This window comes from Nitrospira sp. KM1 (assembly GCF_011405515.1).
Taxonomy (GTDB): Bacteria; Nitrospirota; Nitrospiria; order Nitrospirales; family Nitrospiraceae; genus Nitrospira_C.
Map to the genome: position 1 here is coordinate 1,702,491 of NZ_AP022671.1, position 25,171 is coordinate 1,727,661.

24 protein-coding genes are annotated in these 25,171 nt (G+C 55.4%); all 24 read right to left on the bottom strand.

The window, feature by feature from the left end; translation table 11 throughout:
- Window position 1 precedes the first annotated feature (1 nt).
- The 24 genes from W02_RS07765 to W02_RS07880 are packed head-to-tail and all read right to left on the bottom strand — an operon-like array spanning window position 2 to window position 25,117.
- The gene (locus W02_RS07765; RefSeq protein ID WP_173046429.1) at window positions 2-1,330 is read right to left on the bottom strand and encodes an NAD(P)/FAD-dependent oxidoreductase; all 1,329 of its coding nucleotides are present in this window, start codon (window positions 1,328-1,330) and stop codon (window positions 2-4) included.
- A complete protein-coding gene (locus W02_RS07770; protein ID WP_173046431.1) occupies window positions 1,327-2,373 on the bottom strand; it encodes a glycosyltransferase family 4 protein in 1,047 nt (348 codons plus the stop codon). Before W02_RS07770 ends, W02_RS07765 begins: the two co-directional genes overlap by 4 nt.
- The gene (locus W02_RS07775; protein WP_173046433.1) at window positions 2,355-3,533 is read right to left on the bottom strand and encodes a glycosyltransferase; all 1,179 of its coding nucleotides are present in this window, start codon (window positions 3,531-3,533) and stop codon (window positions 2,355-2,357) included. Before W02_RS07775 ends, W02_RS07770 begins: the two co-directional genes overlap by 19 nt.
- Window positions 3,533-4,990 (bottom strand): glycosyltransferase, encoded by a 1,458-nt coding sequence (locus W02_RS07780; protein WP_173046435.1) that lies wholly within the window; start codon window positions 4,988-4,990, stop codon window positions 3,533-3,535. The genes W02_RS07775 and W02_RS07780 overlap by 1 nt, the downstream gene beginning before the upstream one ends.
- A 16-nt stretch (window positions 4,991-5,006) precedes the next feature.
- Window positions 5,007-5,921, bottom strand: coding sequence for a glycosyltransferase family 2 protein (locus W02_RS07785; RefSeq protein WP_173046437.1), 915 nt, complete (start codon window positions 5,919-5,921; stop codon window positions 5,007-5,009).
- Window positions 5,918-6,757, bottom strand: coding sequence for an FkbM family methyltransferase (locus W02_RS07790; protein ID WP_173046439.1), 840 nt, complete (start codon window positions 6,755-6,757; stop codon window positions 5,918-5,920). Before W02_RS07790 ends, W02_RS07785 begins: the two co-directional genes overlap by 4 nt.
- A 2-nt stretch (window positions 6,758-6,759) precedes the next feature.
- Complete coding sequence (locus W02_RS07795; protein ID WP_173046441.1) at window positions 6,760-7,803, bottom strand: polysaccharide deacetylase family protein; 1,044 nt, start codon at window positions 7,801-7,803, stop codon at window positions 6,760-6,762.
- Entirely contained in the window at window positions 7,800-8,933 is a 1,134-nt protein-coding gene (locus tag W02_RS07800; RefSeq protein ID WP_173046443.1) for a GNAT family N-acetyltransferase, read from the bottom strand. Before W02_RS07800 ends, W02_RS07795 begins: the two co-directional genes overlap by 4 nt.
- Window positions 8,930-9,721 (bottom strand): class I SAM-dependent methyltransferase, encoded by a 792-nt coding sequence (locus tag W02_RS07805; protein WP_173046445.1) that lies wholly within the window; start codon window positions 9,719-9,721, stop codon window positions 8,930-8,932. Before W02_RS07805 ends, W02_RS07800 begins: the two co-directional genes overlap by 4 nt.
- 4 nt (window positions 9,722-9,725) lie before the next feature.
- Window positions 9,726-10,577 carry an FkbM family methyltransferase gene (locus tag W02_RS07810; protein ID WP_173046447.1) on the bottom strand — a complete coding sequence of 284 codons (852 nt, stop codon included), beginning with the start codon at window positions 10,575-10,577 and terminating at the stop codon, window positions 9,726-9,728.
- A gap of 7 nt (window positions 10,578-10,584) precedes the next feature.
- Window positions 10,585-11,769, bottom strand: coding sequence for a glycosyltransferase (locus W02_RS07815; RefSeq protein WP_173046449.1), 1,185 nt, complete (start codon window positions 11,767-11,769; stop codon window positions 10,585-10,587).
- Window positions 11,766-12,977: a glycosyltransferase family 4 protein gene (locus W02_RS07820; protein ID WP_173046451.1), complete on the bottom strand. Its 1,212-nt coding sequence runs from the start codon at window positions 12,975-12,977 to the stop codon at window positions 11,766-11,768. The genes W02_RS07815 and W02_RS07820 overlap by 4 nt, the downstream gene beginning before the upstream one ends.
- Window positions 12,970-13,995: a glycosyltransferase gene (locus tag W02_RS07825; RefSeq protein WP_173046453.1), complete on the bottom strand. Its 1,026-nt coding sequence runs from the start codon at window positions 13,993-13,995 to the stop codon at window positions 12,970-12,972. Before W02_RS07825 ends, W02_RS07820 begins: the two co-directional genes overlap by 8 nt.
- 2 nt (window positions 13,996-13,997) lie before the next feature.
- Entirely contained in the window at window positions 13,998-15,182 is a 1,185-nt protein-coding gene (locus tag W02_RS07830) for a glycosyltransferase (protein WP_173046455.1), read from the bottom strand.
- Between the two features lie 23 nt (window positions 15,183-15,205).
- Entirely contained in the window at window positions 15,206-15,913 is a 708-nt protein-coding gene (locus W02_RS07835; protein WP_173046457.1) for a CmcI family methyltransferase, read from the bottom strand.
- Window positions 15,906-17,261, bottom strand: a complete 1,356-nt coding sequence (locus W02_RS07840) for a glycosyltransferase family 4 protein (protein WP_173046459.1) — start codon at window positions 17,259-17,261, stop codon at window positions 15,906-15,908. Before W02_RS07840 ends, W02_RS07835 begins: the two co-directional genes overlap by 8 nt.
- Complete coding sequence (locus W02_RS07845; RefSeq protein ID WP_173046461.1) at window positions 17,258-18,217, bottom strand: NAD-dependent epimerase/dehydratase family protein; 960 nt, start codon at window positions 18,215-18,217, stop codon at window positions 17,258-17,260. The genes W02_RS07840 and W02_RS07845 overlap by 4 nt, the downstream gene beginning before the upstream one ends.
- A 21-nt stretch (window positions 18,218-18,238) precedes the next feature.
- A complete protein-coding gene (locus tag W02_RS07850; RefSeq protein WP_173046463.1) occupies window positions 18,239-19,231 on the bottom strand; it encodes a glycosyltransferase in 993 nt (330 codons plus the stop codon).
- 18 nt (window positions 19,232-19,249) lie between these two features.
- Window positions 19,250-20,185, bottom strand: coding sequence for a methyltransferase domain-containing protein (locus W02_RS07855; protein WP_173046465.1), 936 nt, complete (start codon window positions 20,183-20,185; stop codon window positions 19,250-19,252).
- A gap of 15 nt (window positions 20,186-20,200) precedes the next feature.
- Window positions 20,201-21,439, bottom strand: coding sequence for an ABC transporter ATP-binding protein (locus W02_RS07860; RefSeq protein WP_197742176.1), 1,239 nt, complete (start codon window positions 21,437-21,439; stop codon window positions 20,201-20,203).
- Entirely contained in the window at window positions 21,396-22,232 is an 837-nt protein-coding gene (locus W02_RS07865; protein ID WP_173046467.1) for an ABC transporter permease, read from the bottom strand. The genes W02_RS07860 and W02_RS07865 overlap by 44 nt, the downstream gene beginning before the upstream one ends.
- Window positions 22,229-23,389 carry a glycosyltransferase gene (locus tag W02_RS07870; protein WP_173046469.1) on the bottom strand — a complete coding sequence of 387 codons (1,161 nt, stop codon included), beginning with the start codon at window positions 23,387-23,389 and terminating at the stop codon, window positions 22,229-22,231. Before W02_RS07870 ends, W02_RS07865 begins: the two co-directional genes overlap by 4 nt.
- A 29-nt stretch (window positions 23,390-23,418) precedes the next feature.
- The gene (locus tag W02_RS07875) at window positions 23,419-24,183 is read right to left on the bottom strand and encodes an ABC transporter permease (RefSeq protein WP_173046471.1); all 765 of its coding nucleotides are present in this window, start codon (window positions 24,181-24,183) and stop codon (window positions 23,419-23,421) included.
- Window position 24,184: 1 nt separating this feature from the next.
- Window positions 24,185-25,117: an ABC transporter ATP-binding protein gene (locus tag W02_RS07880; RefSeq protein WP_173046473.1), complete on the bottom strand. Its 933-nt coding sequence runs from the start codon at window positions 25,115-25,117 to the stop codon at window positions 24,185-24,187.
- Window positions 25,118-25,171: the final 54 nt, after the last annotated feature.

A 25,171-nucleotide genomic window follows, 5' to 3' on the forward strand; every position in this document is an offset into this window, starting at 1 on the left:
CTCAGGCTGAAGCCGGTTGCACGAGTTGGGCGCGCAAATGCTCGGCGAGTTGTTTGCCCTGGCCGATCGCATCCTCCATGGAGGTGTGTTCCCACTTGCCGTATCGGCCTATCGAATGGACCCCTCGTCGTTCCAATTCCGCCAGAATGGCCGGGATAGCCTTTGCCCGATGGCGGTCAAAATAGACATAGGCATACTGCAAGTCCTTGACGTCGGCGACAATCAGTTCGTCGTCCGGCCTCAGGATGCCGGCGTGCTCCATGCCCGATCGGGCTTCGTCGACGAGCTGCTCTACAGATCGCCGCTCATCGGGACGATGCGAGATCTCGACATACACCGAACTGCATCCTTCTCTCCCGAGGGAAGGAGAAAAATTCATGGGGAATCCGACGCGATAGAAGGGATACGCCGACTCCGGAAAGTAGATCCAATGTTTGTCTGATATGCCCGTCCGCGACACGGCGAGGTTGACGTTATAGACGGATACCCAACGGAGTTTTTCTGCGGCCTGCTTCAAGTGCTCAGGAAAATCCGTGCAGCGTCGCACGAGTTCCGGCACAGGAATCGTCGAAACCAAAGACTCATAGTGTTCAGATCTCGTCGTGCCCTGTTCCCGGTCGCGAAAGAGGGCCCGGCGGCGCCTCGTATCCACCTCCAGCAACTCCACTCCGTTCTTCAGCCAATCGATCCCCGGCAGGAAGGATTCCGGCAACACTTTGATACCCTGCTCAGCTGGATAGAGGAACGATGGGTTGTAACCGAATGCCCTGTCCTTAATACCCAACGCCCCGTTGACGACATCCTTTAGTTCCGGCTTCGGAACCAGCCAGGACACCCAGTCGGAGGTCAGCTCGTCCAGCGAGACACGCCACAGCTTCTCGTTGAACGGCATCATGAAATGTTTGGCCATTCCATCACCGAGATTGTCGAGGATCCATTCCTTGAATGATCGGTCTTTGGGTGGGGCATGAGAGGCTGCTTGGGTCAAGGTCGCAATGAATCCCATCAGACATTCCCGCACCACTTCGGGAGGGAGCCCGTGTGTATTGACCTGAAAGGGATATTCCGTCAGCGTGCGATGTGAATAGATGAACGATTGCCTCGCATGCCGCTGAAGCTTGCCGGCGAGCAATCGTTCGACCAACGCTTTGATCTCGGCCTGGCGGAAATGCAGGAGGTGCCCCGTATAGTCGAAGGTAAACCCGTTCGTCTGATAAGACCGGCACAACCCGCCGACTTCGGATTCGCGCTCATAGAGCCGATACGGCATTCCCGAAAGATGATAGGCAGTGCTGAGGCCGGCTAACCCGGCTCCGACAATGATGATCATGCAGCCTTTGTCTCCTCTTCGCCCGTTGCGAGCAGGACTTGGGACGAGGGCCTTCGAACGTCCACGCTCTTCAGAAGCATGGCCGCGACCAGCAGGAGTGCCACGGTCCCAATGCACAGCCCCCAGGCCATCGCTTCGCTGACGTGGAGCATGATCAGCCCGATGGCTCCGAGCGCAGTCGTTGCACCGTAACTGAGCAACACGACTTGAGGCACGGACAGGCCCCAATGCCTCAACCGAATGGCGATATGGTCAGGGCTTCCCCAAAAAATCGGGAGCCCGCGCTGGTGCCGGATATACATGACGAACAGAGTGTCGAAGATCGGAACTCCCAGGATGAAGACCGGTGTTAGAAGCGCAAGCGGATGTTCGCCGGGATATTTCTCGATCATGGTCATCGCGCCAAGCAGAAGCCCAATGAACATCGCGCCCGTATCGCCCATGTAGATTTTCGCCGGTTGCCAGTTATACCGGAGAAATCCCAGCAGGCTTCCAATCAGCGCGGCGAGCATGAACGCGATGGTTTGATCTCCCTGCTGGATCGCCACGACCAGCAAACACCCCGCGCTCAACGCGCCGATGCCCGCGGACAGACCATCCATGATATCCAGAAGGTTGAAGGCGTTGATCAGTCCGACCATCCAGAATACGGTGAGGGCGAGATCGAGCCATTCAGGAAACGCGGCGATTTCGATCTTGATTCCGCTCTTGATCAGAACGAATACGGCAAGCAGCTGGCCGATCAATTTGGTGCCGGGAGTCAGCACTCCGAAGTCGTCGATAAGGCCGAGCATTACCACAATGGTGCCGCCCAGAATGATTCCAAGGACGTCATGGCGAAACTCGAAGGTGAAGGCGAGACTCATGAGGAAGGCCAGATAGATGGCAAGCCCGCCGAAATAGGGAACCGGATCGCGCTGATGTTTCAACCGTCCGTCCGGAGCATCCACGATTCCATATTTCAGTGCCGCCCTCCTGGCGATCGGCACACCATAGGTAGACAACAAGACAGCCAGTACGAACGTCAGGAGATAGAGATGCATGTGTGCTTACACTTTCTCCTGCACCGCGCTTCGGTTGGTGGTTGTGATGCCCCGGCCAGACATGACGCATACACCTCTTCGTGCTGCCGGACCACAGACTCGATGCCGTATCGTTCACGAACATCCCTTTGTCCGGAACATGCCATCCGCGCTGCACGCTCTGGATCTTCGAGAAGAGAGTGGATCGCGTCCGCAAGCATTGCCACATTGCCTGGCTCAACGAGAAGACCGGTCTTCCCATTCGTAATGAATTCCGGGATGCCTCCCACCGCCGTCGCGATGACGGGTCTTCCGGCCGCCATGGCTTCCAGCAGTGCAATACCGAATCCTTCATACAAGGAGGGTAAGACGAAAATGTCCAACAGCGGCAACAGCTGCGGAATGTCCCGGCGTGGACCGGTAAATATGACCCGCGATGCGATGTTCAGCTGACGGCTCAAGCTGCGGAGTCCCTCTTCGGCAGGTCCCTCTCCAATCAGGACGACCTGGAAAGAATGAGCAACCGGGTGGTGCCCCAACGCTGCGACCGCCCGTAGCAGGATGCTCAACCCTTTTTTCGGTTCGACCAACCGGCACACGGTGCCAATCACGGGTGCGCCGTTCGTCACTCCCAACTCGCCTCTGGACACTTCCCCTTTCGAGAGGAACTGTGTCGCCTCGACTCCGAAAGGGATGACCTCGAACTGGCCGCCTCGTCCACCGATCTTAGACATCACCGAACGTTGCACGGCGTGTGAACAGCAGACAATCTTTGCGCTCCAAGCCAGGGTCATCCGGTCCACAAGACGATGCAGCCAATGCTCGGAAACGATCTCGTCGTGATACGACGAGACGACCGGTTGACGACGGGTCAGCCTGCACAGCACGCGAGCGGAGACGTTGGCCCAAAACAGAAACGATTGCACAAGGTCGGGACGCTCTTGGCGGATCATGGCCCACAGACGCCAGAGGACCCTGGGATCATATTTCCCCAGGCCGTTCAATGACATCACACGAATGCCTCGCGCATGCAGTTCCCTTCCGACAGGTCCAAGAGGTTTTAACGAACACACCACCACGTCGTACCTGCGCTGGTCCAATCGAGAGGCCAGCTCCAAAACATGCGACTCCGTTCCTCCGATCCCGCAACCGACGATGAGCAGAACAATCTTGTATGGCATTAGCGTCGACCAGCCACCTCTGCCGCGCGGGCCGTCGCAAAGTCGGCCTCGCCAGATGGCTCTCCACGAGGAACCGGGGGTCTATGGCCGTCACCTTCAGGTTTCCAGGCGCGAATGATCGACTCGAACCAATCCAGGTAGGACGAAATCTGCAGGGACACGTCAAACCGTCGCGAGGCCGTCTCCACCGCCCGATCTATGCAATGCGTGCGGAGATCGTCGTCCGCCAGTAGACGTAGAATATGCGCGGCCATGCCTTCGGCGTCGCCCCGGGGCACCAGAAAGCCCGTCTCGCCATATTCCACTTGCTCCGGAATGCCGCCGACAGCCGTCGCAATCACTGGCAGCCCGCAGGCGAGGGCCTCAAGCACGGAATGGGGAAACGTGTCGGCCTTCGCTGCGTGCACATACGCATCAGCGGCCTGATAGTACTGTGCGAGTTTCCGTTTGTCCCGTATGTAAGGGACGAATCGTATCGTGACGTTTCCAATCCGTTCCGCTTCTGCTTCTTCTCCCAGAGCAAGAAACCACAGTTCCCGTCCTTTCGTCTGCGCAGCCACCCGCTCCATCACGTTTCGGAGCATCCCATAGTCTTTCCACATGTTGTTTCTGATGCCGTGTGCGACGAATAGGAGCACCTGGATCCGCCGAGGTATTCCCAGGTCGTCACGAACGGCGGCTTTGTCGACAGAAGGACAAAAAATCGATCGGTCGACGCCGTTCGGAATGACCTTGGAATCGATCACAGCGGGAGAAAGGATAGAATCCTGAACCTTCTGCATCAGCCAGCGGGACGGCGTGGCCACATACACGCGGCTCTTCGCGTAGATCGCCCGCTTTCGTGTCCAATTGAAGGCGGTCGCATCATGTCGGACAGCCGGATAGATGCGCAGGTCCGGGCAATCACCGCATCCGGTTTGCCAGCGATCACACTCAAACGAGTGGGCGCAATGCCCGCTCAACATCCAGGCATCGTGCAGAGTCAACACGACAGGACGTCTCTTCGACCAGTCCGATAACACGGACAGATCGAAATACCCTCCGCTCCGCAACCATGCGCCGTGCAGGTTATGGCAATGGATGAGATCAGGACCGCCTGGTACGACGTTCAACGCGTCATCTGTGCCGGGAAAATCGAAATCCTCTTTTCCGCGCCAGTACTCCCACATCCGGAACGGTTGGCCCAAGCCCAATCCGATGGAACGATGAAGCCGGCGACCGCCTCCACCGCTTACCGTAAGACGCTCGATCCCTCCGGACAAGGACAAGCAGAAACGGCTCCAGGCACTTCGATACTGATCGTGGAACAATGGAACTACGTGGGAATCTTGAGAAATCTTCCGGCCGACCGCCATCCAGGAGGCGTGTCCCGCACGCCGATACCCTTGCATAAGCTGCCAGACCACGGCCTCGGCTCCCCCAGCCTCATCGGCTGTATTGACCTGCAATATTCGCATGGTCCTAGGATACCTCTCAGAGCGCAAAGGCGGTAATGATTTCCCAATCTTTTCCTGTCCATACAGCAACTTTGGCGGGATAAAATAATCCCGTTTTGTGAAATAGCTGACGGCTCCATTCAGGCAGGCGAACCATCGAGTGCGTGCGCAAGAGTTTCCAGAGGAAACTCCGCATTGCACCTTCCCACCATTGACAAGGCCACTGTCCATATCGGCAAAGGACCCTCTCAGCTTCCGCCATATACTGTTCCTTCAGGCGAACGGACCGTTGGTCGCCGTGAACCCGGAATCCTCCCAGCACCGCGTCCACACCATAGAGTTCCGCATGTTCAAAAAAGCGCGCCCAGAGGTCAAAATCCCCTGCAGCCTTGAAACATGGGTCGAGACGTCCACCAGCCCGTTCCCATAATGACCGCCTCCAAAACGTGGATTCCTGCTGGATCCACCGCTTTCCATACGATCCACTGACCGGAAAGTTGCTTCCTTTTAGGAACGCTCGGCTGCTGAAGCCTCCGGTGAAGTCCACATGCACACTCTGGCCTCTTTCGTTCCATCTCTGTGGATGGACCGTGGTGATCCATTCGACTTGTGGAAAAGATCTGAAGATATCCGCGACGACGGAAAACGTCCAAGGCGTATACTTATCGTCACTGTTCAACCAGCCCATGATATCGCCGCTCGTGCGGACGAATCCCTTGTTGATGGCATCGTACTGACCATCGTCTCGTCCGGTGTGCCAATACGTGAGACGGCTTTCGTACTTTCTGATTGTGTCAACGCTTCCGTCGGAAGATCCGCCGTCCATGACGACGTATTCTAGATTGGGATACTGCTGTACGAGAACAGATTGAATGGCGTCTTCGAGAAATTGTCCCTGGTTGAAGGACGGAGTCACGATGGACAAGGAGGGATATTCCGACCACATAGTCATCGTGGAAGCACACGTCCGGAAAGACTCGCCCGTATTCGGCGATCCTGATCCGCGCGCTGCTCAGGAGTCGCATACTCATGCCGCTGGCGCAATGGTCCTGTTTCCTTCACGAATGCGATGTCGATCTGAGAAAGAGCATTGTCGAGAGGTCGGTACTGCATTCCCCCCAGGTCATACATGACGAATCCCCGACGTTTCATATATGTCGTGACATCCAGCACTTCTGGGCCGGACTCGAAGAATTTGAACAACGACACCTCGCATAAAATATATTCAGTTTCCTCCAAAGTCCGTGCCGCCCCCTCCAGTACATCGAGTTCCGCTCCCTGGACGTCTATCTTGAGAAGAAACGGCCCCCTGGCACGAGTCTGTTGGACCAATCCGTCGATCGTTACGGCGGGAACGGTTCTAGGCACTCCATTGACTCCGGTGCCTTGTTCGGTCTCCCGTAGCACCGAAGATCCGACGAGATCCGGGTGCACATTGATCACAATGTCACCGGCATGCGATGTGGCTGCTGCGCAAATGTATCGGCTACGAGGATGTCGCCGTTCGATCTCTTGAAGGAGCCTTCGGTATTCAACGAGCGGTTCGACCATCACATAGCTCGCTGCAGGAAAGACCCGCGAGCATGTCTCGACGAAGTCTCCGCAGGCCGCTCCCACATCGATGACAGTGCCAGGGGACAATGCACTCTCTGCTTGCGCCAATAGCCGTGACAACCGCGTCCGCTCACAGACCTGATCCCTTCCGGGGCCGACCCGATGAAGGCCGAATCCGATTGAGTGACAGACACTCCTCAGATAATCGCTCGTCGTGCGTCTGAAGCCGGACACATTCAAACCCCTTCCTCGAACCAACTGTTGACCTTTGTTGCAAAGATATCCTGCGACCAGTTTCTGACGATCATTCGCGGCAGCTGGTATTTGTCCACACCGGCCGTCACAATCCCAGGATAATTCGAGCAGGCCAATTCGAACCCGGCTGAGCGGACAAGGCTGACGGTATCGCTCGAATAATCCGTCTTGCACCCGAATGGGTAGGCAAAACTCTTGGGAGCCTCTCCCAAAATCTTTTCCAGGTCGTCGCGGCTGTCGAAGATCTCTTTCCGTTGTTCCTGCAACGAAAGGGTAGCCAGCGCGGCATGCGACACGGTGTGCGCACCCACGCGGACAACATATCCCGATGCCAAGTCTTTGATCTCACGCGCAGTCAGTCTCCGGTGTCCACGATACCGAGTGTTCGACCTGCCGCTCCATTCTCGGATTGTTCGCATCGCGGCGCTCCGCTGCGAGGGCGATGCCTGTTTCAGCATCACGCAGAGATCCCTATACAGGGCATGACGGGGGGTCGGCGCATCCGGGTTCAGGACATCCCAGTTCCGATAGCGGGCAAACTCCGCCTCACGATACTGAGCGGCACTATTCAACTCGCGCCGACAGTCGACGGACCCTACCCGGAGATTGAATGCTGAAGGCAGTGTGGACGGACGTAAAAAGATGCTTTCGAGCTCATCCCACCAAAATGGCTGGTCATCGAATGCCAGACCCGCAACGAAAACCGTCGCCGGCACATTGAATCGCTCCAGTAGCGGCATGGCCTCTGTAAGGTTGTCGGCGTACCCATCGTCGAAGGTCACAGCAATGGTTCGGTCCGGGATATCTCGTCTCGCAAGGCGAGCGCAGACGAGCTCATCCAGACTCATGACGGAGTATCGTTTCACCAGGTGCGCGAGATGATCGGAGAAATGTTTTGGAGTGACCGACAACAGCTGTGGATCGGTTTCCACTTCACTTGTCCGGTGATAGAGAAGGATGAGCGCTTTCGATCGGAAGCGATTCCTGAAGCGAAGCGCTATTTGTCGAATTGCTCCCAGGCTCATGACGTTCGCAACGTCTCGGGAGACCCTCTGAGCGTTCCCATCATCCTGCGTGTCATCGCACGGGATGCTTTCACGAGGCGCTTTGCACACACCACGAATGTGCAGATCCACTGGTCCAGATACCATACTGCAGCGACCAAGGAATGTCGAAATACTGTCAATTCCGACAAGACATGAGGCCGCCCGCCCAAGGACAATTTGTAGGGAGAAGCTCCCCAAAGCAGATGATAGCGTACGACGCCGCTCCGGATGAGGTGCCGGATCGTCAGCCAGAGCGCGAGCTTTCCGAGGCGCAGCCTGTTATACTCTTCGTGATGACCAATGAGGATGAAATAGGCTTGGTCGCGATGAAGATATGAAATCGTGCCGGCCACGAGATGGTCGTGACGGTACAACCCCACAAAGAGGCCACATTCTCTCGCCAGCTTCCAACGCCGTTCAATCAGCCCCTCGTTCCATAAGTGCGTGACGCCTTTATGCTCAATTCTGATTCGATTTAAATCCACCAGGTCGGCAAACATCTGCCGCGAGATATCGCTGCCCGTGACTGTGAGCACTGTAAATCCTGAGCCCCATTCCTTCTCGACGCGCCTGAGGTAATACGGTAATTGTGTCCGAGCGTTGTGGCCCAGGGACGCCAGGTATTCGTCTTCCGTCCCGGGCAGATCGACGATGATGTCCTCGTTAACGGCACGACGGGAGCATCGATACCATGACGTGGGCCACCGTTCGAGATCCTCTGACCCCATACATGTGATGATCGCCAACGCGGCGCATTTCTCCCGCATTATCTGCTGCAGCTCGTCCTCCGTAAATCGACAGGGACCGAATAGGTGAAGTGTCTTGAACCACCATCGCCCACTCTGTCGGGTATAGAAGCACGCCGCCGTCACATTCGCCTCTTCATCAAGACGAACGTACACACGAGTGGCAGGAGGAACCGCATACTGCGTGCAAAAGCCCAATGACCCGAGCCATCCCTCTGCCGCACGCTCCAAGGCCAACCGGGCTCGATGAGGAAGGCCGTCTATGACGGTATCCACAAGAGCCGCGTGTCCGAACTGCGCCCATTCGAAGTCCGCCCGCAGCGATTTATCTTCCTGAATCACTTCACAGTCATGGGCGATCATCTGTGCGCTGCCTCGGTTATCCCAGAGCCATGTTTCTTTGCGATGAAGTGCGGCCACAGGTCGACGCACAGAGTCAGCAGAGTCGCTCGTTGCAGGAACCGAGGCAGAGGACGTTGCCCCGAGGCAATACGAACTTGCTCGAATCCGACCTCTCGCAGCTGCCGAAGTGTTCGCCACGGAGTACTGATGTAACAGTCAAACGGGAGATCTTCCACGCCCGCGCTGTACCACCGCCGTGACAGCACGCCCTGACGAAACCAGGACAACCACTTTCCGTTTTTCAAATGGGACGGTATCAACAAATATGGGAGCCAATTGTGAGAGGACAACAGCGCTGTGCCTCCCGGCTTTAATACCCGGAAGATCTCTCTCATTGCTGTCAACCGCCGTGACTCAGGCAAAATGCAATCAATGCCGTTGAAGGAAAACAAGACGTGATCGAATGATGAATCCGGAAACGCGATCGCACAGGCATCCATGATTCGATAATCCATATCAGGGTGCGCCGACCTGGCTTCTTCGATCATTCGCTCCACGACATCGGTTCCGATCACCTCATACCCTAACCGTTTGAGTGACACGGTCGTCCGACCGTATCCACAACCCAGATCCAGCACTCTGGACCCAGAGAGAAAGCAACGGCTGATGAGATCAGCTTCATATCGAAGATCGTACGAGCGGTACCAGACGGATTGTGCGACCCTGTCCGAGCCAAAGGCCTTATTGCTTTTCTGTTGATGACAGGCCTGGTCCGGGTTGTCCTGCACGACCACCGAGCTGCCTTCCATACGATCAGTTCCTTCGCTTTGCGTAGATATGCCGGAAATAACTGGATTGGCTGTTCAATGTCAGTGGAGGGCGCGCTCCGCTGTACGTATCCAAATTGAAATCGCTGACCACCGAGTCGAATCCCAATTCATCCAGGAGCCCGAGAATCTTATGGAGCGTTCGGGGCAGACCGGGGAGATGATGGTATTCGATAGCCATCTCATTCACGCTTCGGAGGCGATCTCCACTGTCCGCCAAGGCTTCCCATTCAGCCCCTTCGATGTTCATTTTGAGGAAATCCACCGGCTCATGCAGATAGTCGCGCAATTTCACGCAGGGTACGGCATGTGCCGACCATCCGGCCGGTGCTCCGCCGGTAGTCAAATGTGCGAGACAACTTCCGTACTTGCCATCCGAATAGAATGTCAGCGAGCCCTCACGCCCGCCAACGGCCGCCTGCACGATCTGCACATCGGACAGGTCGTTTGTGGCCACATTGTCCTCCAGGTACTTCACAATCGCAGGATCCGGTTCAAATCCTATGATGCGCGCCTGCGGATACAGATGCTTGAAATACAGAATGGACATCCCCACATTGCTGCCGCAATCAAGGATGAGAGGATCCGGCTGACGAGAATCAAAGCGATAGATACCTCTGACAAAGATATCGTGATAAAGCACGTAGAAGTTCGGTCCGTCATTGATTCGAACACGAAACTCGAGACAAGACAGTTCTTCGCCTGCCCGGGCGGCCTCGGCCCGTCTCCGCACCTTTCCCAGAGACCAGGCGGAGCGCATGGAGATGACCAGATCCGCCATCTCGCGGGCAGGTCTGCGAATGGCGGCAGGGATGACCGTCTTGACGGAATATCTCACCACTGCCTCACAAATACTTCTCCACAATCCCGACAAACTCTTGCATTCGATGGTAGTACGTGTGTTCGCGCAACGTGCGATCCTGGCCGGCACGGGCGACAGTCTCACGCTCCCCATCCTGCCCAAGATAACGCCGCACAAGTTCCACGCATTCCTCGTCTCGTCGATAGGCGAGGACTTCTCTCCCCGGCGCGAACATGTCGCAGAGGTTCGGCTTCCAGTCCGTGAGCAGACAGGTTCCGACACCGGTGGCCTCATACAGCCGCATGTTGTTGGCATAGGGTGCGACGTCCCCATGATGATTGATCGTCAATTTGGAGGAACTGAGAATATCGTACATCTGTCGTCCCCATGCCTGACCCATATAGTGCGCCCGGATCGGAGACACTTTCGGTAATCCGCCGACAGTTGGAGACCAGATTCTTAATTGAGGGAAATGCCCGCACAGCAGCCTTAATAAATTCACTCTGCTGTTGTGGACGGCGAAAAGACTTCCGATGAAGCTGATGTCCCACTTCTTCTCGCGAAGGCTCAACGCCGATAGGACACGCGGCTCAAAGGCGAGGCGCCAGAGATGCGCACAAAGCCCCCGTCGCTGGAAATCCTCCACGGTAGCAGGAAAAGATGACACCATCAGGTCGTAGGCGCCGAGGTCTTCCTCAGTCGGCAACGGGATAGCCGCGTGTTGGCCGACGATGAGCCGGACATACGGTTTGGCTTCCTTCATAAAGCGGCCGGAGATTGAATCCACAGCCTGGTTCAATAGCACATCGGGCTTATAGTGTTTGACCTGTGCCATGAGTAACTCATACTGCACATTCCACGAGCGACCGATCTTTGTCGATCCGGAACCTACGTATTGACGCAAATAGCGGACAGGCGATCCAACAGTCATCGACTTTGCAATCCTCATGAACGATTCGGCTGTCCGCTTGAGCCGGCCGTGTTCATTCATTGCAGAACCGTGACGGAAAGCCCAGGCTAGCTGCAAGGTTTCATTGTTCGCGTAGATGTCATGAGCTTCGTGCCCAAGGACGCGAAGATTGCTCGAATAGAAGTCGGCTACACCATACAGACTTCCCGCTCGAACCCTGATCTGCTCTTCATAGCTCCGTTCGTCCAGCCCCGCATGCTCCTGATAGAGCCAATCAAGGAAGTCGGGGTAGTCGGTGTTCACAATCAGGATCTTCATCGCCCCGCCTTTTCGATGAGGGCCGCCACTTGTTCGATCACCACCTGACTCGAAAATCTCGACGCGGCGTTTCTCATGGCCTCGATCCCCATGGCAGTTCGGTAGGACTTGTCCAGAAGGCGGTCTCCAGCCCGCACCAATGCCTCGACGTCCAAATATGGGACCAACAAGCCGCTGCGACCATTAACGATGATCTCTGCATTGCCACCGACGTCGAACGCGGCCATGGGAACTCCACATGCGTGGGCTTCAAGTAGGGCCATGCTAAAGTTCTCGATCAAGGTCGGAGAGAGACCGAATGAGCATGCCTTGACGATCGCCAGGTTGTCGCGATAACTGATCTGTCCCGGCATGTGGACTTTGGCATTGTGCGGGCGCGAGTTGAGTTCGAATGCCATTGCCTGACTGATCGGACCGGATAAATAGAATCCAATATCGCCGGACGTCAGGGCCGCCAGTCTTCTGATGATCTCGCAGACGTACTGCGATCCCTTGTAGACACTTCCTGCGGATGGGATATAGACGAGTACCGCTTCTGGCCGCAGCCCGAGTGTTTCCCGAATATCGTGCATGGTGATGGATGACAGCATGCCCGTATCAATCATGTTGGGAACCACCGATACGGGGCCGGAGAATTCGTACGTCCTTCTGAACATTTCGTGCATGTAATGCGATGGACAGATCACGGCATCGATTTTCCGCAGCGCTCTATTTTCTGCAGCTATCGTCAGTTTCACATCGAGTTGCGAGTGACGTCCCCAAAGGGGATTCTCCAGAAATCTTGCCGGGTTGTGGTGCGATACCAAGATCGTTCGGCACCCCGGAGGTTTCCGTATACAAAGTCCGGGACACCCGTGGTCGGGTAGAATCAGGACATCCGGGCGAAACTTCCCGATGATACGGTTGAGCTTGATGGAGGACCAGGCGAAGATGACGACCTCCGCAAAGTGATAGGCGATTGTCGAGGGATCTTTACATCGAAAGTAAAGTCCGATGAGCCGCTCGAAGAAGCGAGAGACGAGCGGAGGCACTCCCTTCCGAACGATGTTCGGCGCTCCCGAAGCACCGGGACGGTCTCCAAACGTGAAGACCCGCACATCGAATCCTTTTGCCTCCAAGGCACGGGCCAGATTGTACTGCGCATGGGAGACGCCGCCGGAACTCTCCGGTGGAAAGGAACTGGAGACGATGGCAATGCGCTCAGGCATGCTGCCTCCGCCGGATTCCGCATTTGAGCAATAGTTTAGCGAGCTCCTTCCAACTGAGGCCCGTATCTCCGCGAAGAGGCGATCGCAAAAATTCACCAGCGGTCCGCCAACCTAGATGGGTCGCGGCAGCACAGACGGCCGCCCACCGCTGACCCAGTACCTGAGAGAGGGCATCCGTTTGATAGAGCCGCGCCCTGTCGTTCGCAGCTTTGAGCTTGATGAACCATGCTCGAGTTGCCTTCAGGAATGCCGGTGTGGGTCTAAATTGCCAGGTGCTCAGCGCCTGGTGGAGATCCAGCTCCTCGTCCGAGGGCATGACGCCAAGACGTTCCAACTGCGCCTGACGGACACGTCTGGCGGACGTCAGCTTATCCACCTCGCATCGCCGGACGATCTGATCGGGATGGATCCGATACTGCAGGAGGACCTGTCCAACGTTGGCCAAGGCCGTGCATCGAGACGCCCGCACCCACAGATCGTAGTCTTCGGCGTGCAGACAAGCCGAATCATAAGATAGTGCCATTTTCGAAAGGACACTCCGACGCATGACCACTGTCGGATGGGCCAGCACCGACTCGAAGAGGAGCCAGCCGCATATCGATGGATGGTGGGTGGGAAAACGCACTGCGTGACGGACAAGTCCCTCGATCGTCTCGATCCATGCCCCGCAGATTCCCACCTGCGGGTTCGCATTGAGAAAAGCGACCTGGATCGACAGTCGTTCCGGATGGCTGATGTCGTCCTGATCCATCCGTGCAACATATTCACCGCGTGCGAGCGACAGGCCACGGTTCAGCGTATTGATCAATCCGCAATTGGGCTGTTCGTAGCCACGAACCCGTTTGTCCTTTCGTTGATGTCTCTCGATAATTGCGCCGGAGTCATCGGTAGATCCGTCGTTAATGACGATCAATTCCAGATCGCCGAGCGTTTGCGTCAGGATGCTGCGAATCGCTTCATCCAAATATCGCCCCCCGTTGTAGACGGGCATCAGCACCGTGACTTGGGGTGCGGCCATGGTTAGGCGACCTCTTGCGTCGAGCCGGAACCGCTCTCCAAGCGGCCGGCGCTGCACAAGTGGTTGGGCATCCCCATCTGACGGAAAATATCTGAAAATCGATTGGCGTATGTGTGATCGCGAAGCGTCCGAAGGTATCCGGCGTGAGCAATGGCGCTCCGTTCTTCCTCATGTTTGAGAAAGTATTTGACCTTGGCAATCAGGTCGTCGATATGGAGGAAGGTCACGATCTCCTTCCCATCGACGTAGTATTGGTCAAGATTGTCGGCCTTCCCCGTCAATAGAAAACCGCCGCAGCCGGGAACCTCGAAATTACGTCCCTTGATCTGCTCGGAATAGGTCTCGGTGGCCGAGGATTGTATCTCCGCATGTGCCCGAGCAGTGGCTGCAATCCGCACGTCATTGCGCCAGGGCTTTGTCAATGACTTTACGGATCGGCCGAACGGAAGCGCGTCCAGCGCACGTGATACCTGATGACGGAATGAGGCCTTGGGCAGCGCGGGTGCTGACACAGTTGTGCCGTCCCCTGAAACCGAAGCATTGGCCAAATTGAGATTGATCCGGCTCTGATTGAATATGTTGATCATGATTTCCTGATCCACACGGCCGGATTCCCAACCATTTCCCCAGACCTGAACATTGATTCCTGCCTTGCGCAGAGCCTCAATGATGCGCGGGCGGTTGCCATGCGGTTGTCCAACGAACGTTACGTCATATTTGAGCGGCAAGTCCGACCTTCGATACAGAAAGTGATTGCATCCCCATTGACTCTTGATGACGTGATGCATGCCCAGCGCGGCATATTTTGGCACGGCGCCGGCCGCAGTCGTGACGATCCACGTAAAATGAGGCGCCCAATGGCGAGAAAATGTGTCAAACCGCCAATGATCATCACAGAACCAGTTGAACGTTGCAGTGTGCTTGCCGGCTTCTCGCAGCACAGCGGGATCAAACTCCTCTTTAAAAAGAACGGTCATCATGAGATCCGGCCGTTCCGACCGAACCATGTCGAGCAATCGGCGGTTCATCGAGTCGCGCCCTTGCTTCTGCAACACGGTCATATAGTCGAAATACACTACGTCGTGACCCATGTGAGTGAGAGAGTCATAAAAGTTGTAATGCTCGAAGCCGAAGCCCTGCTCCGGGCGGCCATAGTCGTATTTCATTGCGGCGTAGAGAATACGCATATCGTCGCGCGGCAACGGCTGTACTAGACCGATTGATACAACAGGGTCATGCCGGGCAGCCCTGTATGAGATGCGATGGTTCGATATATCCTTGGGGCGGAGCTCAATGCACTCACGATGGCCTGATAGGGACCGACATTGTATCCGGAGTCCGCAGATTGGAAGAATGTGTCATGAAGAAGCACGTTCGCCTGAGGCAGACAGGCCATCACCCCAGTCAATTCACGCAGGACTGATTCGTAGTGATGATCTCCGTCGATGAAAACCAATGCTCGCTCCGTGGGAGCAATCCATCCAGCGATCTCCCTGCACATGTTCAGACCGTCGCCCTGATACAGACGCACTCCGGTTAACTCTTTGACCAGCATTCCCCGCTGGAATCCGGGATGCTCCTGATGGGCAATATCGTCCGGCAGATCGATTGAATGAATTGCGACATCCAACCCAAAATGATTCGCCGTTTCATAGAATACCCGCGCGGATTTCCCCAGATGTGTTCCCCACTCAATAATGTGCCCCGGCTTGAAGCGACAGACGCTCGCCACCATCAGCATCAATTCGTTGAGTGGGAATGGATGCACTCCGACTGCGGGAACCAGAGTGTCGACGATGAATTGTGATATCCCCCAATTGTCCACCTCGAACTCGATGCACTGAGGATTCACGGAGGGATCTTTGGGACATTCCCTGTGGACATCCGATTTGAAAAACAGCTTCGACAGGCTATGCATGGAGCGCCACCTTCTTGAAAAGGCTCTCATACTGATCGGTGATTGCATTCCAGGTAAAGCGGGCAGCCCAATTGCGCCGGCCTGCTTTGCCCAGGTGTTTGAGATGGGACATATTGGAGACCAAGCTAGACCACTGCGCTCCGAATACTTTGGCATCCACAATGGTATATCCCCGTTCGTCACGAGACGCCGGGCAGATGACCCCTGCCCCCGTCCATTCGGCAATCTCGGGGGAGTTTCCCACTGGCACAGACAAAAACGGCGTACCGGCGGCGGCGGACTCAAACAGCACAAGCGGCGAATACTCCACCCGTGAAGCAAAGAGAAACAGGTCCGCCTCTATGTATGCCTGGATCAGATCCGGGCGCGGAAGATCGGTCAATACAACCCGCTTTCCCGCATGCTGCTTATGAATTCTTCGGATGAGATCAGTGAGAACGTCCTGAAAGGCCGGGGGTTGGCTTTTATCCAACACGGCATATCGACCGGCACGAATCCCCGCCTTGTTGAGAAGGCCATGACACATATGGGTCACGGCTGCCCACAGACCATCGCGTTCATAGACTTCGCCTAACGCGCGGACATATTCATAGACCTTGAGTTGAACAACAGGCGCGCCGGAAACACTTCTCACATGGCCGATACTCGAGCCGGCATTCAGAACGAGCGTGGCGGGGCGACCGGAGAATTCTGCCTCCAAGAACGCCTCGGCTATTTCATAATGCCCTTTCATGGAGGCGGGGCTGCCGACCGTCAGAAACAGCAAGCTGTGTTCGTCGATGCCATGGCGTCGACGAAACGATCGATCTGGCAGGACATTGAACTCCGTCTCACTGGCGCCGTTCGGGATGATGGACCACTTCGAACATCCATGCTGCTTGGCAAACGCGATGTCGCGATAGTCGGAGGCATAGAAAATAAGATGATCGAATTGCCGAAGCACTCGAGGCAAATCTTCGAAATACTTGGCGTAGTCGGGTTCATACAAACAGGAGAATCCGCAGGGGATGAATGCTTTCTTGCCGCGGACATCCTGCAGCACGGGCCACAAGGCGTCGAAAGTCCATTGCTGAGCGGCTTTGATCACCACAATGTCAAAGGAACCGGTCGTGACGAACTGCCGATATTCGTTCAATTCGCCTTGCATCCCTTTGACGAGGTTGCCTGACACGGTGAATTCCTCGATCCGTACGCCGCGGAGTTCTGTGAATTGACGGGCAGGGAGCGCCGTCGTCGCCACGGTTACCTCGTGACCGCGTGCCGCTAAGCGCTCAGCAAGCTGTCGTATCACTTCCTGAACACCACCGACGCTGGGCGCGTAAAACTCGCAACAAAAGAGAATCTTCATCTCGTCCCTGTTTTCTTTTCCATCCACTGGTGCTTGTTTTCGACAAACCACTGCCAGGTACGACGGATCCCTACATCAAAAGGTACACGGAGCGTCCATCCTGTCGCCGAACGCAGCTTGGCACTGTCCAACACATTGGCCTCCACATCGAATTTCCGCGAAGGCAACGTGTTGACATGGAATGGAATACCTAGCGAACGTGCATATGGCTCCAGCGCGTCGAGAATATCCCTGTTGTTTCGGCCTACACCGCTCCCGATATTGTAGGTTTCCCCTGGGGTGCCCGTTTCCAATGCGGCGACAATGCCGCACGCAACATCCTCCACATGAATGTAGTCGCGGATCGTTCCGTGTGTTCCATACAGCGTGATGACATCTCGGCTGAGGATGGAGGCAATGGCGGCGGCAATGAATCCCTGTCCGAGAAACGGCTGTTGATGCTCACCGTAGGCATTCGCCGGGCGAACGCTGACGACGGGAAGGCCCTTGAGGCGGTGGAACATCCCCGCATACTTCTCAATCGCCAACTTGGTCACACCATACGGCGAAATGGGATCGGTGGAGTGATCCTCTGCGAGCGGAAGCTGACGTGCCGGACCGTACACGGTTCCACCGGAAGAGATCACGACGAGTTTTTGAATGGCATAGTTGCTGGCCACCTCAAACAGGCTGACTGCGGCCGGTAGGTTTCCAAGTATGTCTCTAATGGGATCATCGATGCTGGTGCTGGGAACACTCGCATACGACAGGTTCACCACGGCATCCATGCCGATGAGGACCTTTCGCAATGTCTCCTTACGGCTGTAATCTCCAACCACGTAGCGAACATCTTTCGATAAATGCCGCGGCGCAGGTCGGGGATCTAGGACCGTCACCTGTCTCCCCTGAGACAGCAGCGCATCGGCCACATACACGCCAATGAAACCTCCTCCTCCGATGAGACACGTATGCTGCATGTCAGTCGACTCCAGCAACGTTCATTGCCATCCGGCTCCCAAACGATCGAGAACAGACGTGATGCGACCAATCGAGCGATCCAACCGCCTTCCGCGTATAAACCGTCGATAGTGCGGCTTGATCTCCTCGAGCCGGGAGTCCGCTCTTTCTTGAACCAATGGCGAATACCCGTGATACGAGACCGAGAGTGCGTTCACCATGTCAGCCATCACACGTGAGATTGCGCTCCATCTGACATGTGTATTGACCCTCGAATACTCCGCGTGATTGAGAGATGCCAAGTCGGTGATTGCCGATTGCTTGTCCTCCTCCTTCAGCAACCACCGAATGTTTTCAATGCTGAGATCAATCACCCGATTGCGAAACGGATGCACACCGCCACGTGACATACTGGTCGGAATCTCACGGTAGACGTGGAGAACCTCCGGAATATTGGCAACTTGCCATTTTCTTGAAATGCGTGACCACAGTTCATAGTCTTCCGGCGGTTGCCGGCCGCGATCGATCGAATACATGCCGACGTCTTCAACCGCGCGCCTTCGAATCATGACGGAGCTGTGGACGAAAGGATTGTCGAACATCAGTTCGAACTGAAGAAGACTGTTTTCAGACGGGTGGGCGTGTCGCCTTTCGGTTCGTTCGGTCCCCGTGACAATATCGGCCCATGTCCCCACCAGACCGCACTGAGGGTGGGCAACCATGTAACTCAACTGCCGTTCCAGTCGATTCGGTAATGACACGTCGTCTTGGTCCTGCCGAGCCAGATATTCTCCCCTGGCCAACTCGATACCCCGATTCAGCGTCGCGGCAAGGCCCCGATTCTCCTGTTTGTAGAATCGTATCCGCGGGTCCCGTATCTGTTCCATGATGCAGGCAGACGCGTCGGCAGACCCGTCGTCGATGACGATCAGTTCAAAATGCTTATGTGTCTGCGCCAGCAGACTCTTCACGCTTTCACATAAGTACTTCGCTCCGTTATAGACCGGCAGTATGATGCTAATGACAGGATGCATGTCTTATCGGGTCCGCTCTTATGCCGCCTGACACAGGGCAATCACGCCGTTCTTGGTGATGCCTGGTAGATTGGACGAATCCCGGCTCGAATACAGCGCAAGTTCAGTGACGGTGAACCCGGCATCGGAAAGCAATCGCCGTAGTGTCGCTGGCGAAAAATAGTAATAGTGTTCGGGATGTACGATCTCTTCGCCCCTCAGGGCCCTGAGCAGTGCCCCCGTGTAGTAGGCATTGGGCACCGTCACGCACAGCTTTGTCGCACCATCGTTGCGACAGAGCCGCCGCAGATTGCCCAACGCTCGAGCTGGATTGCCCAAATGTTCGAGTATCTCGGGGAAAAGAATGAGATCAAAGGCCCGCTCCGCCATTCCGTGCGGGAGTTCCGTCTGAACATCCGCAGCCGCGTTGTCCCGGTCTCCGGTCAGGTGGCGGTAGCGATCGAGAGCCGGTTGATCGTTGTCGATGCCATAGAGCCAGGTTGCGGCGTTCTTCAGTTTCAGATGTAGCAATTCGCCGGATTGCAGGCGTTCCTCTGAAAACGGAGAATCGAGAAATCCGAAGTGAAGGACCCGCTTCCCTCTCGAGATAGATTCCAAATACTCCTCTCGAATAACGGAGTGGCACGATACCTGTTGAAACTGCTGAACGAAAGATGAAGAGACATCCGGCAAATTCCGAGTAATCTGCATCAACATCGGCAACGTCTTGATGTAGTCACAGATAGCGCCGGTATGATTCGGCAGCTTGTCACACAGTTGGAGAACGAGCGGCATCGTATTCGTCCATTCGCGTGCGACCAGGCGTTTCTCCGGGGACTCCACTCCAGACGGTTCCAGTCCGGCCAACGCGTGTAGGCAGTCGCCAATCGCGGACCCTTTGTTCGCCAATGCCCTCCATAGTTTCAGCACGATGGGGATCGCGATGACGGCCTGGACCATGGATCTGTATGCCATCGCGTCCTTCTTCGTTCAGGAAAACTGCCAGCTACACTTCGGGGCCACGGGCCCCACAGACGAAGGTGGTAGTTGTTTGAGTCCCGCCATGTTGACAACATCGAAGACCAGGCAATCGTGCCGGTGGAAGAAATCCTCCTTTCCATTTCCAAACCAGAGTGAAAGGCGATAGGTACCGTTCAGCAATTTGGGCGTGTCCATGGAGATGCGGATTCTCCCGTTACCGGCAGAAGGCAATTGCGGAGGGGCGATGCCCTCGATGATCGGATTGGTTCCACATATGGGGTTGCCGAGATAGTCACTGATGACAAATCCCAGACAGGGCATCTCCAAATTGGTCGGGCACTGATATTCGGCCTCGATTTCGATGGCTTCACCTTTTTGTCTGACACTCGCCTTGGTCAACAGCTCGTTGCTGAAGGACACCTCGCTGCCGCTATTGCCCAAGTACAGACTGATCGCATCGCGTACGCTGTTGGTCGTGATACTCACTCCCCGATCGAGATAGAGTCCTCTCGTACAGAGTCGCTCGACCGCAGCCATATTGTGGCTCACGAATATGACCGTCCGACCGTTTTGCGCGACTTGTCCCATCCGGCCCAAGCATTTCTTCTGAAATGCAGAGTCGCCAACAGCCAGCACTTCGTCAACGAATAGAATGTCCGTCTCGAGATGAGCGGCGACGGCAAATGCCAGCCTCATGTACATGCCGCTCGAGTAGCGCTTCACCGGCGTGTCAAGGAAGCGCTCAGTCTCTGCAAAGTCCACGATCTCGTCAAACTTTCGGTCGATCTCGCTCTTTCTCATGCCAAGAAATGCGCCGTTTAAATAGATGTTTTCACGACCGGTGAGGTCACCATGAAATCCCGTTCCAACCTCCAGCAACGAGCCCACTCGACCAGATATGCTGGCAACCCCAGCGGTCGGCCTGGTAATGCGAGATAACACTTTCAGCAATGTGCTCTTCCCTGCCCCATTACGTCCGACAACACCTAGCACTTCTCCTTTCGGCACCTCGAAAGATACGTTCTTCAACGCCCAAATTGAATTCTCTGCTTCTTGCGCAGGATGGACATCGTGACGAACCTGTCGAAAGGCCGACCGTAAAACGTCAGCAAAGACCTGACGAAGATTTCCTCGGCCCATTCGCTCGTCAATTCGGTACCGCTTGCAGAGATTATCCGCCCGTATGGCCACGTTCCCCATGACATCAAACCCTATCTGCCACCGTTTGTTCGGCGTACTTGAACACATAGAGTCCGGATACCAACGAGACCCAGGCTGTCAGTACGCCAAGCGCGACGAATTCGTGAGAGAAGGCCCCTCCTTTGAATAACACTCCTCGGAAACCCTCGACGACGCCCATCATGGGGTTGAGGGCAAACACCAGTCTCCATTCTTCGGGAACGAGAGTGATGGGGTAGACAATCGGCGTGGCAAACATCCACATCTGAATGAAAAACGGATGGACATGCCCGATATCCTTGCAAAAGGCATTGAGAGCGGCGATCCACAAACCCACTCCCAATCCCGTTGCAAGTGTGACGGCTAGCAGGCACGGCAAAAACCACACGGCGGTCGGCATGATGTGGTAATGCCACATCATGCCAAACAGGACGATGCACCCAATCGCGAAATCCAATGCAGCCGTCACCGTTGCCGCCAGCGGTGCAAGGAGGCGAGGAAAGTACACTTTCGTCACCAGACTCTCATTCGCCACCAGGCTCGAACCTGCGCCTGAGACGACGCGAGCCAGCAGCTGCCAGGGTAACAGTCCCGCGAAGACGAAGATGGGATAAGGAACTCCCTCTGAAGGCAATTGCGTCAACCAGCCGAAGATGCCGGTGAATACAACCATGGACAACACCGGTTTCAGCACCGCCCATCCGACTCCCAGCGTCGTACGGGCATAGGCAACCTTGAGATCTCGCCAGATCAAGAAGAAAAGGAGCTCGCGATAGGCCCATAAGTCCTCAAGCCGCAACGGCGCCCACCCCTGCACAGATTGGATCCGAACCGTTTGGTCGTGAGAAAATGGTGATGTCACGCCATCACACCTTCAGTTCGGAGCCGCGCAAACAGCTGGTCGAAGCGCTGCTGCCACGTATGGTCCTTCAAGACACGCTTTTGACCTGCCACCCGGACTTTGTAAGCAGCCTGCTCGTTGCGTGAATAGAATTGAAGCTTCTCGATAAATTCATCGGGATCCGACCACGTAACAATTTCTTCACCGAGGCGGAAATACTCCTTATGATCGGGAGCTTCCTGGACAAGATACAATCCGCCTGCCATGGGCACCTCGAAATCCCGAAGCCGGCATTGTAGATTGTGGGAGTGGCACACACTCTTGCCACTATGCCATCCAGTGTCGGAAAAACCCAGATTTACATGACTTTGGTTCAGAATTGATGGCAGCGACGCTTCGTCGCACGGGCCGCGCAAGTCTGCCCCTTCAAGCTCTTGAAACGATACTCGTCTTGCGTACTTTCTCCGAAGCGGCCCCAAGAGACTCTCACAGCCTTCGGCCTTCCAACGCGCGAGCGCATAGAACCGGAGGTCATGCAGGATCTTGTGCGCATCCCATGAAAACCGGTATGGGCTGGGGTTTACGGATTTCCATCCATTCCCGAACACAACGGGCCTTATACCTCGCTTCACACATTCGGCCAGCAACGCTCGCCGGAAGGGGTTGAAACTGCCAATGAAGGACACATTGCATTGTCCTTGTCCATTGCCGTGAGGTTGGCGGAAGTAAAACTGGGGATTGGCCGCCATCGGCAGCCATTCAATATTCGGATTGTACGGCCGAAGGTGTTCCGAGTTGGTTAACTGCGCCACGGCAACCACATCGAAAAATCCCGCCGTCTTGATCACGCGATACCATTGAAAAGCCATGTCTACATGGTAATTGACCATCGGAACGTTCAAGTCCCGAAGTTGTCTAGCCGTATCGAGCAAGAGAAAATCGTCGTACACGATAAAAAACATCAAATCGAGCTTTCCCAGCGTCTTTAACTCTTTCGCGTATTGAATCAAGCTGAGGTTGAGTTCGTCGCGTTGCTGTCTCCAACGTTTTGAGCCGAGTTCTCCCATACCTCCGGGATACGTGAAGACATGCAACTCTTCACAGTAATGTCGGCGGAGGGTATCCAATAGATTGATCTCCATCCAGCGATCTGGAGGCAGTACGGCGAGAGCCTTCATCGGCAATGATCCAGTAGGTGAAACGTGGTCTAGAAATCGCGTCGCTGGAAGATCACGCAGGCACCCGTGAGTAGGATGCCGGCATAGAGAAGACCGTACGCTGTCGCGACGGCTTGAAATCCAAAGTCGACCACTATGCCGCTGGCCGCCTGCCCCTTGATGTTCATAATTTGCAAATTTGGACACACGTAATACAGCGCGTTCATGATGATCTCTGTCGCTTGATTCTCGCTCTTGCCGGCAATTTCCTTCAAATCGCTGGTCAAGTGACCCACAAGATAAAGACCAAGAGTCATGGTGGCGCTCAGCACGGTCGAACTGAATGTAGAGAAGAAAAGCGCAATAGCCATAACAAGCAATGACTCGACCACAATGAGTTCGACCGCCTGAAACAAAGCTCCATGAACTCTGTGCCCACTGAGCCACACCGTGGCGATGAACATCGCAAACATCATGGCTATGTTGGTACTGACGATCAGCCCCAGACCAGCATATTTGCCAATGATGAATTGCACGCGAGTGATCGGCCTCGCCAAAATCGTATAGATGGTTCTTCGATCGATTTCTCTGGTTACCAGGCCGGTACCGATAAAGATGGCAATGATGATCGCCACCAGGTTGATGGCCGCCAACCCGAAGTCATTGACGATTCGAGCCTGCTCGCCAATCGTGAGTGTCCCGAGCAACACTGATATCCCGATCAGCAAGAAGGCAAAGACGACGAGGTTATAGAGGATCTTGTCTCGCACTGTCTCTTTGAACGTATTTTCAGCGACCACCATTAACTCGTGCATGTCACACCCTGCAATTCGTCTGTTCGAGAAAGATGTCCTCGAGGGAGCTTTTGTGAGGCACTACGGAGATCAATTTCCCGCCTGCCTGACGCACTGCAGACAGCACATCGTCCAAACGATCCTGCTGGTTTAGCATGAGCATGCACCGATTGCCTCTCTGAAGAATTCGAACCGCAGCCTTCTTGATGACTGGTTCGCTGTCACCCACTACTCCGTCGCATATCACTTCGACCGAGCCCCCCACGTGGCCGTTGACCAAATCGTGAATGCGACCCGAGGCCTTCATTCGGCCGTTGACGAGAATGCCTACCCTGTCGCAGATCATCTCCACGTCCGAGACGATGTGAGAGCTGAAGAATACCGTCTTCCCTTGATCGCGCAGGCTCAAAATCAGATCACGTACTTCTTTACGGCCAATTGGGTCGAGCCCCGACATTGGCTCGTCCAGAATCACCAATTCAGGGTCGTGAATCAGTGCCTGAGCGAGTCCGATGCGTTGCAGCATGCCCTTGGAGAACTTCCGCAACGGCTTATGTCGAGATTCGAACAAATCGACGCGTTTCAACAATTCTGGAATACGTTTCAAGGCCTCTGCCCGAGGTAATCTGGCGAGCCTGCCATAAAAGCATAGAAATTCCTCTGCGGTCAGATACTCGTAGAAGTACGGCGACTCAGGAAGATAACCAAGCCGGGTATGGACATCGACGTCACTGACCGGGCCACCCAGCAGCTCGACTCGACCTCCTGTTGCTTTGAGCAACCCGAGCAAGACTTTCATCGTGGTCGTCTTGCCTGCCCCATTGTGGCCGAGGAAACCGAAGATCTCCCCTTGCCGCACGGAAAACGAGACATCCGAGAGGACCGTGATCGGTCTCTGCCACGGCCATGTCGGCTGGTAGGTCTTGGTCAACTGTTGTACGACGATCGCGTCCATGATGAGCGCTCAACGCGGTTTCGAATGACTGCCAATGAGACCACGTCTATGAAA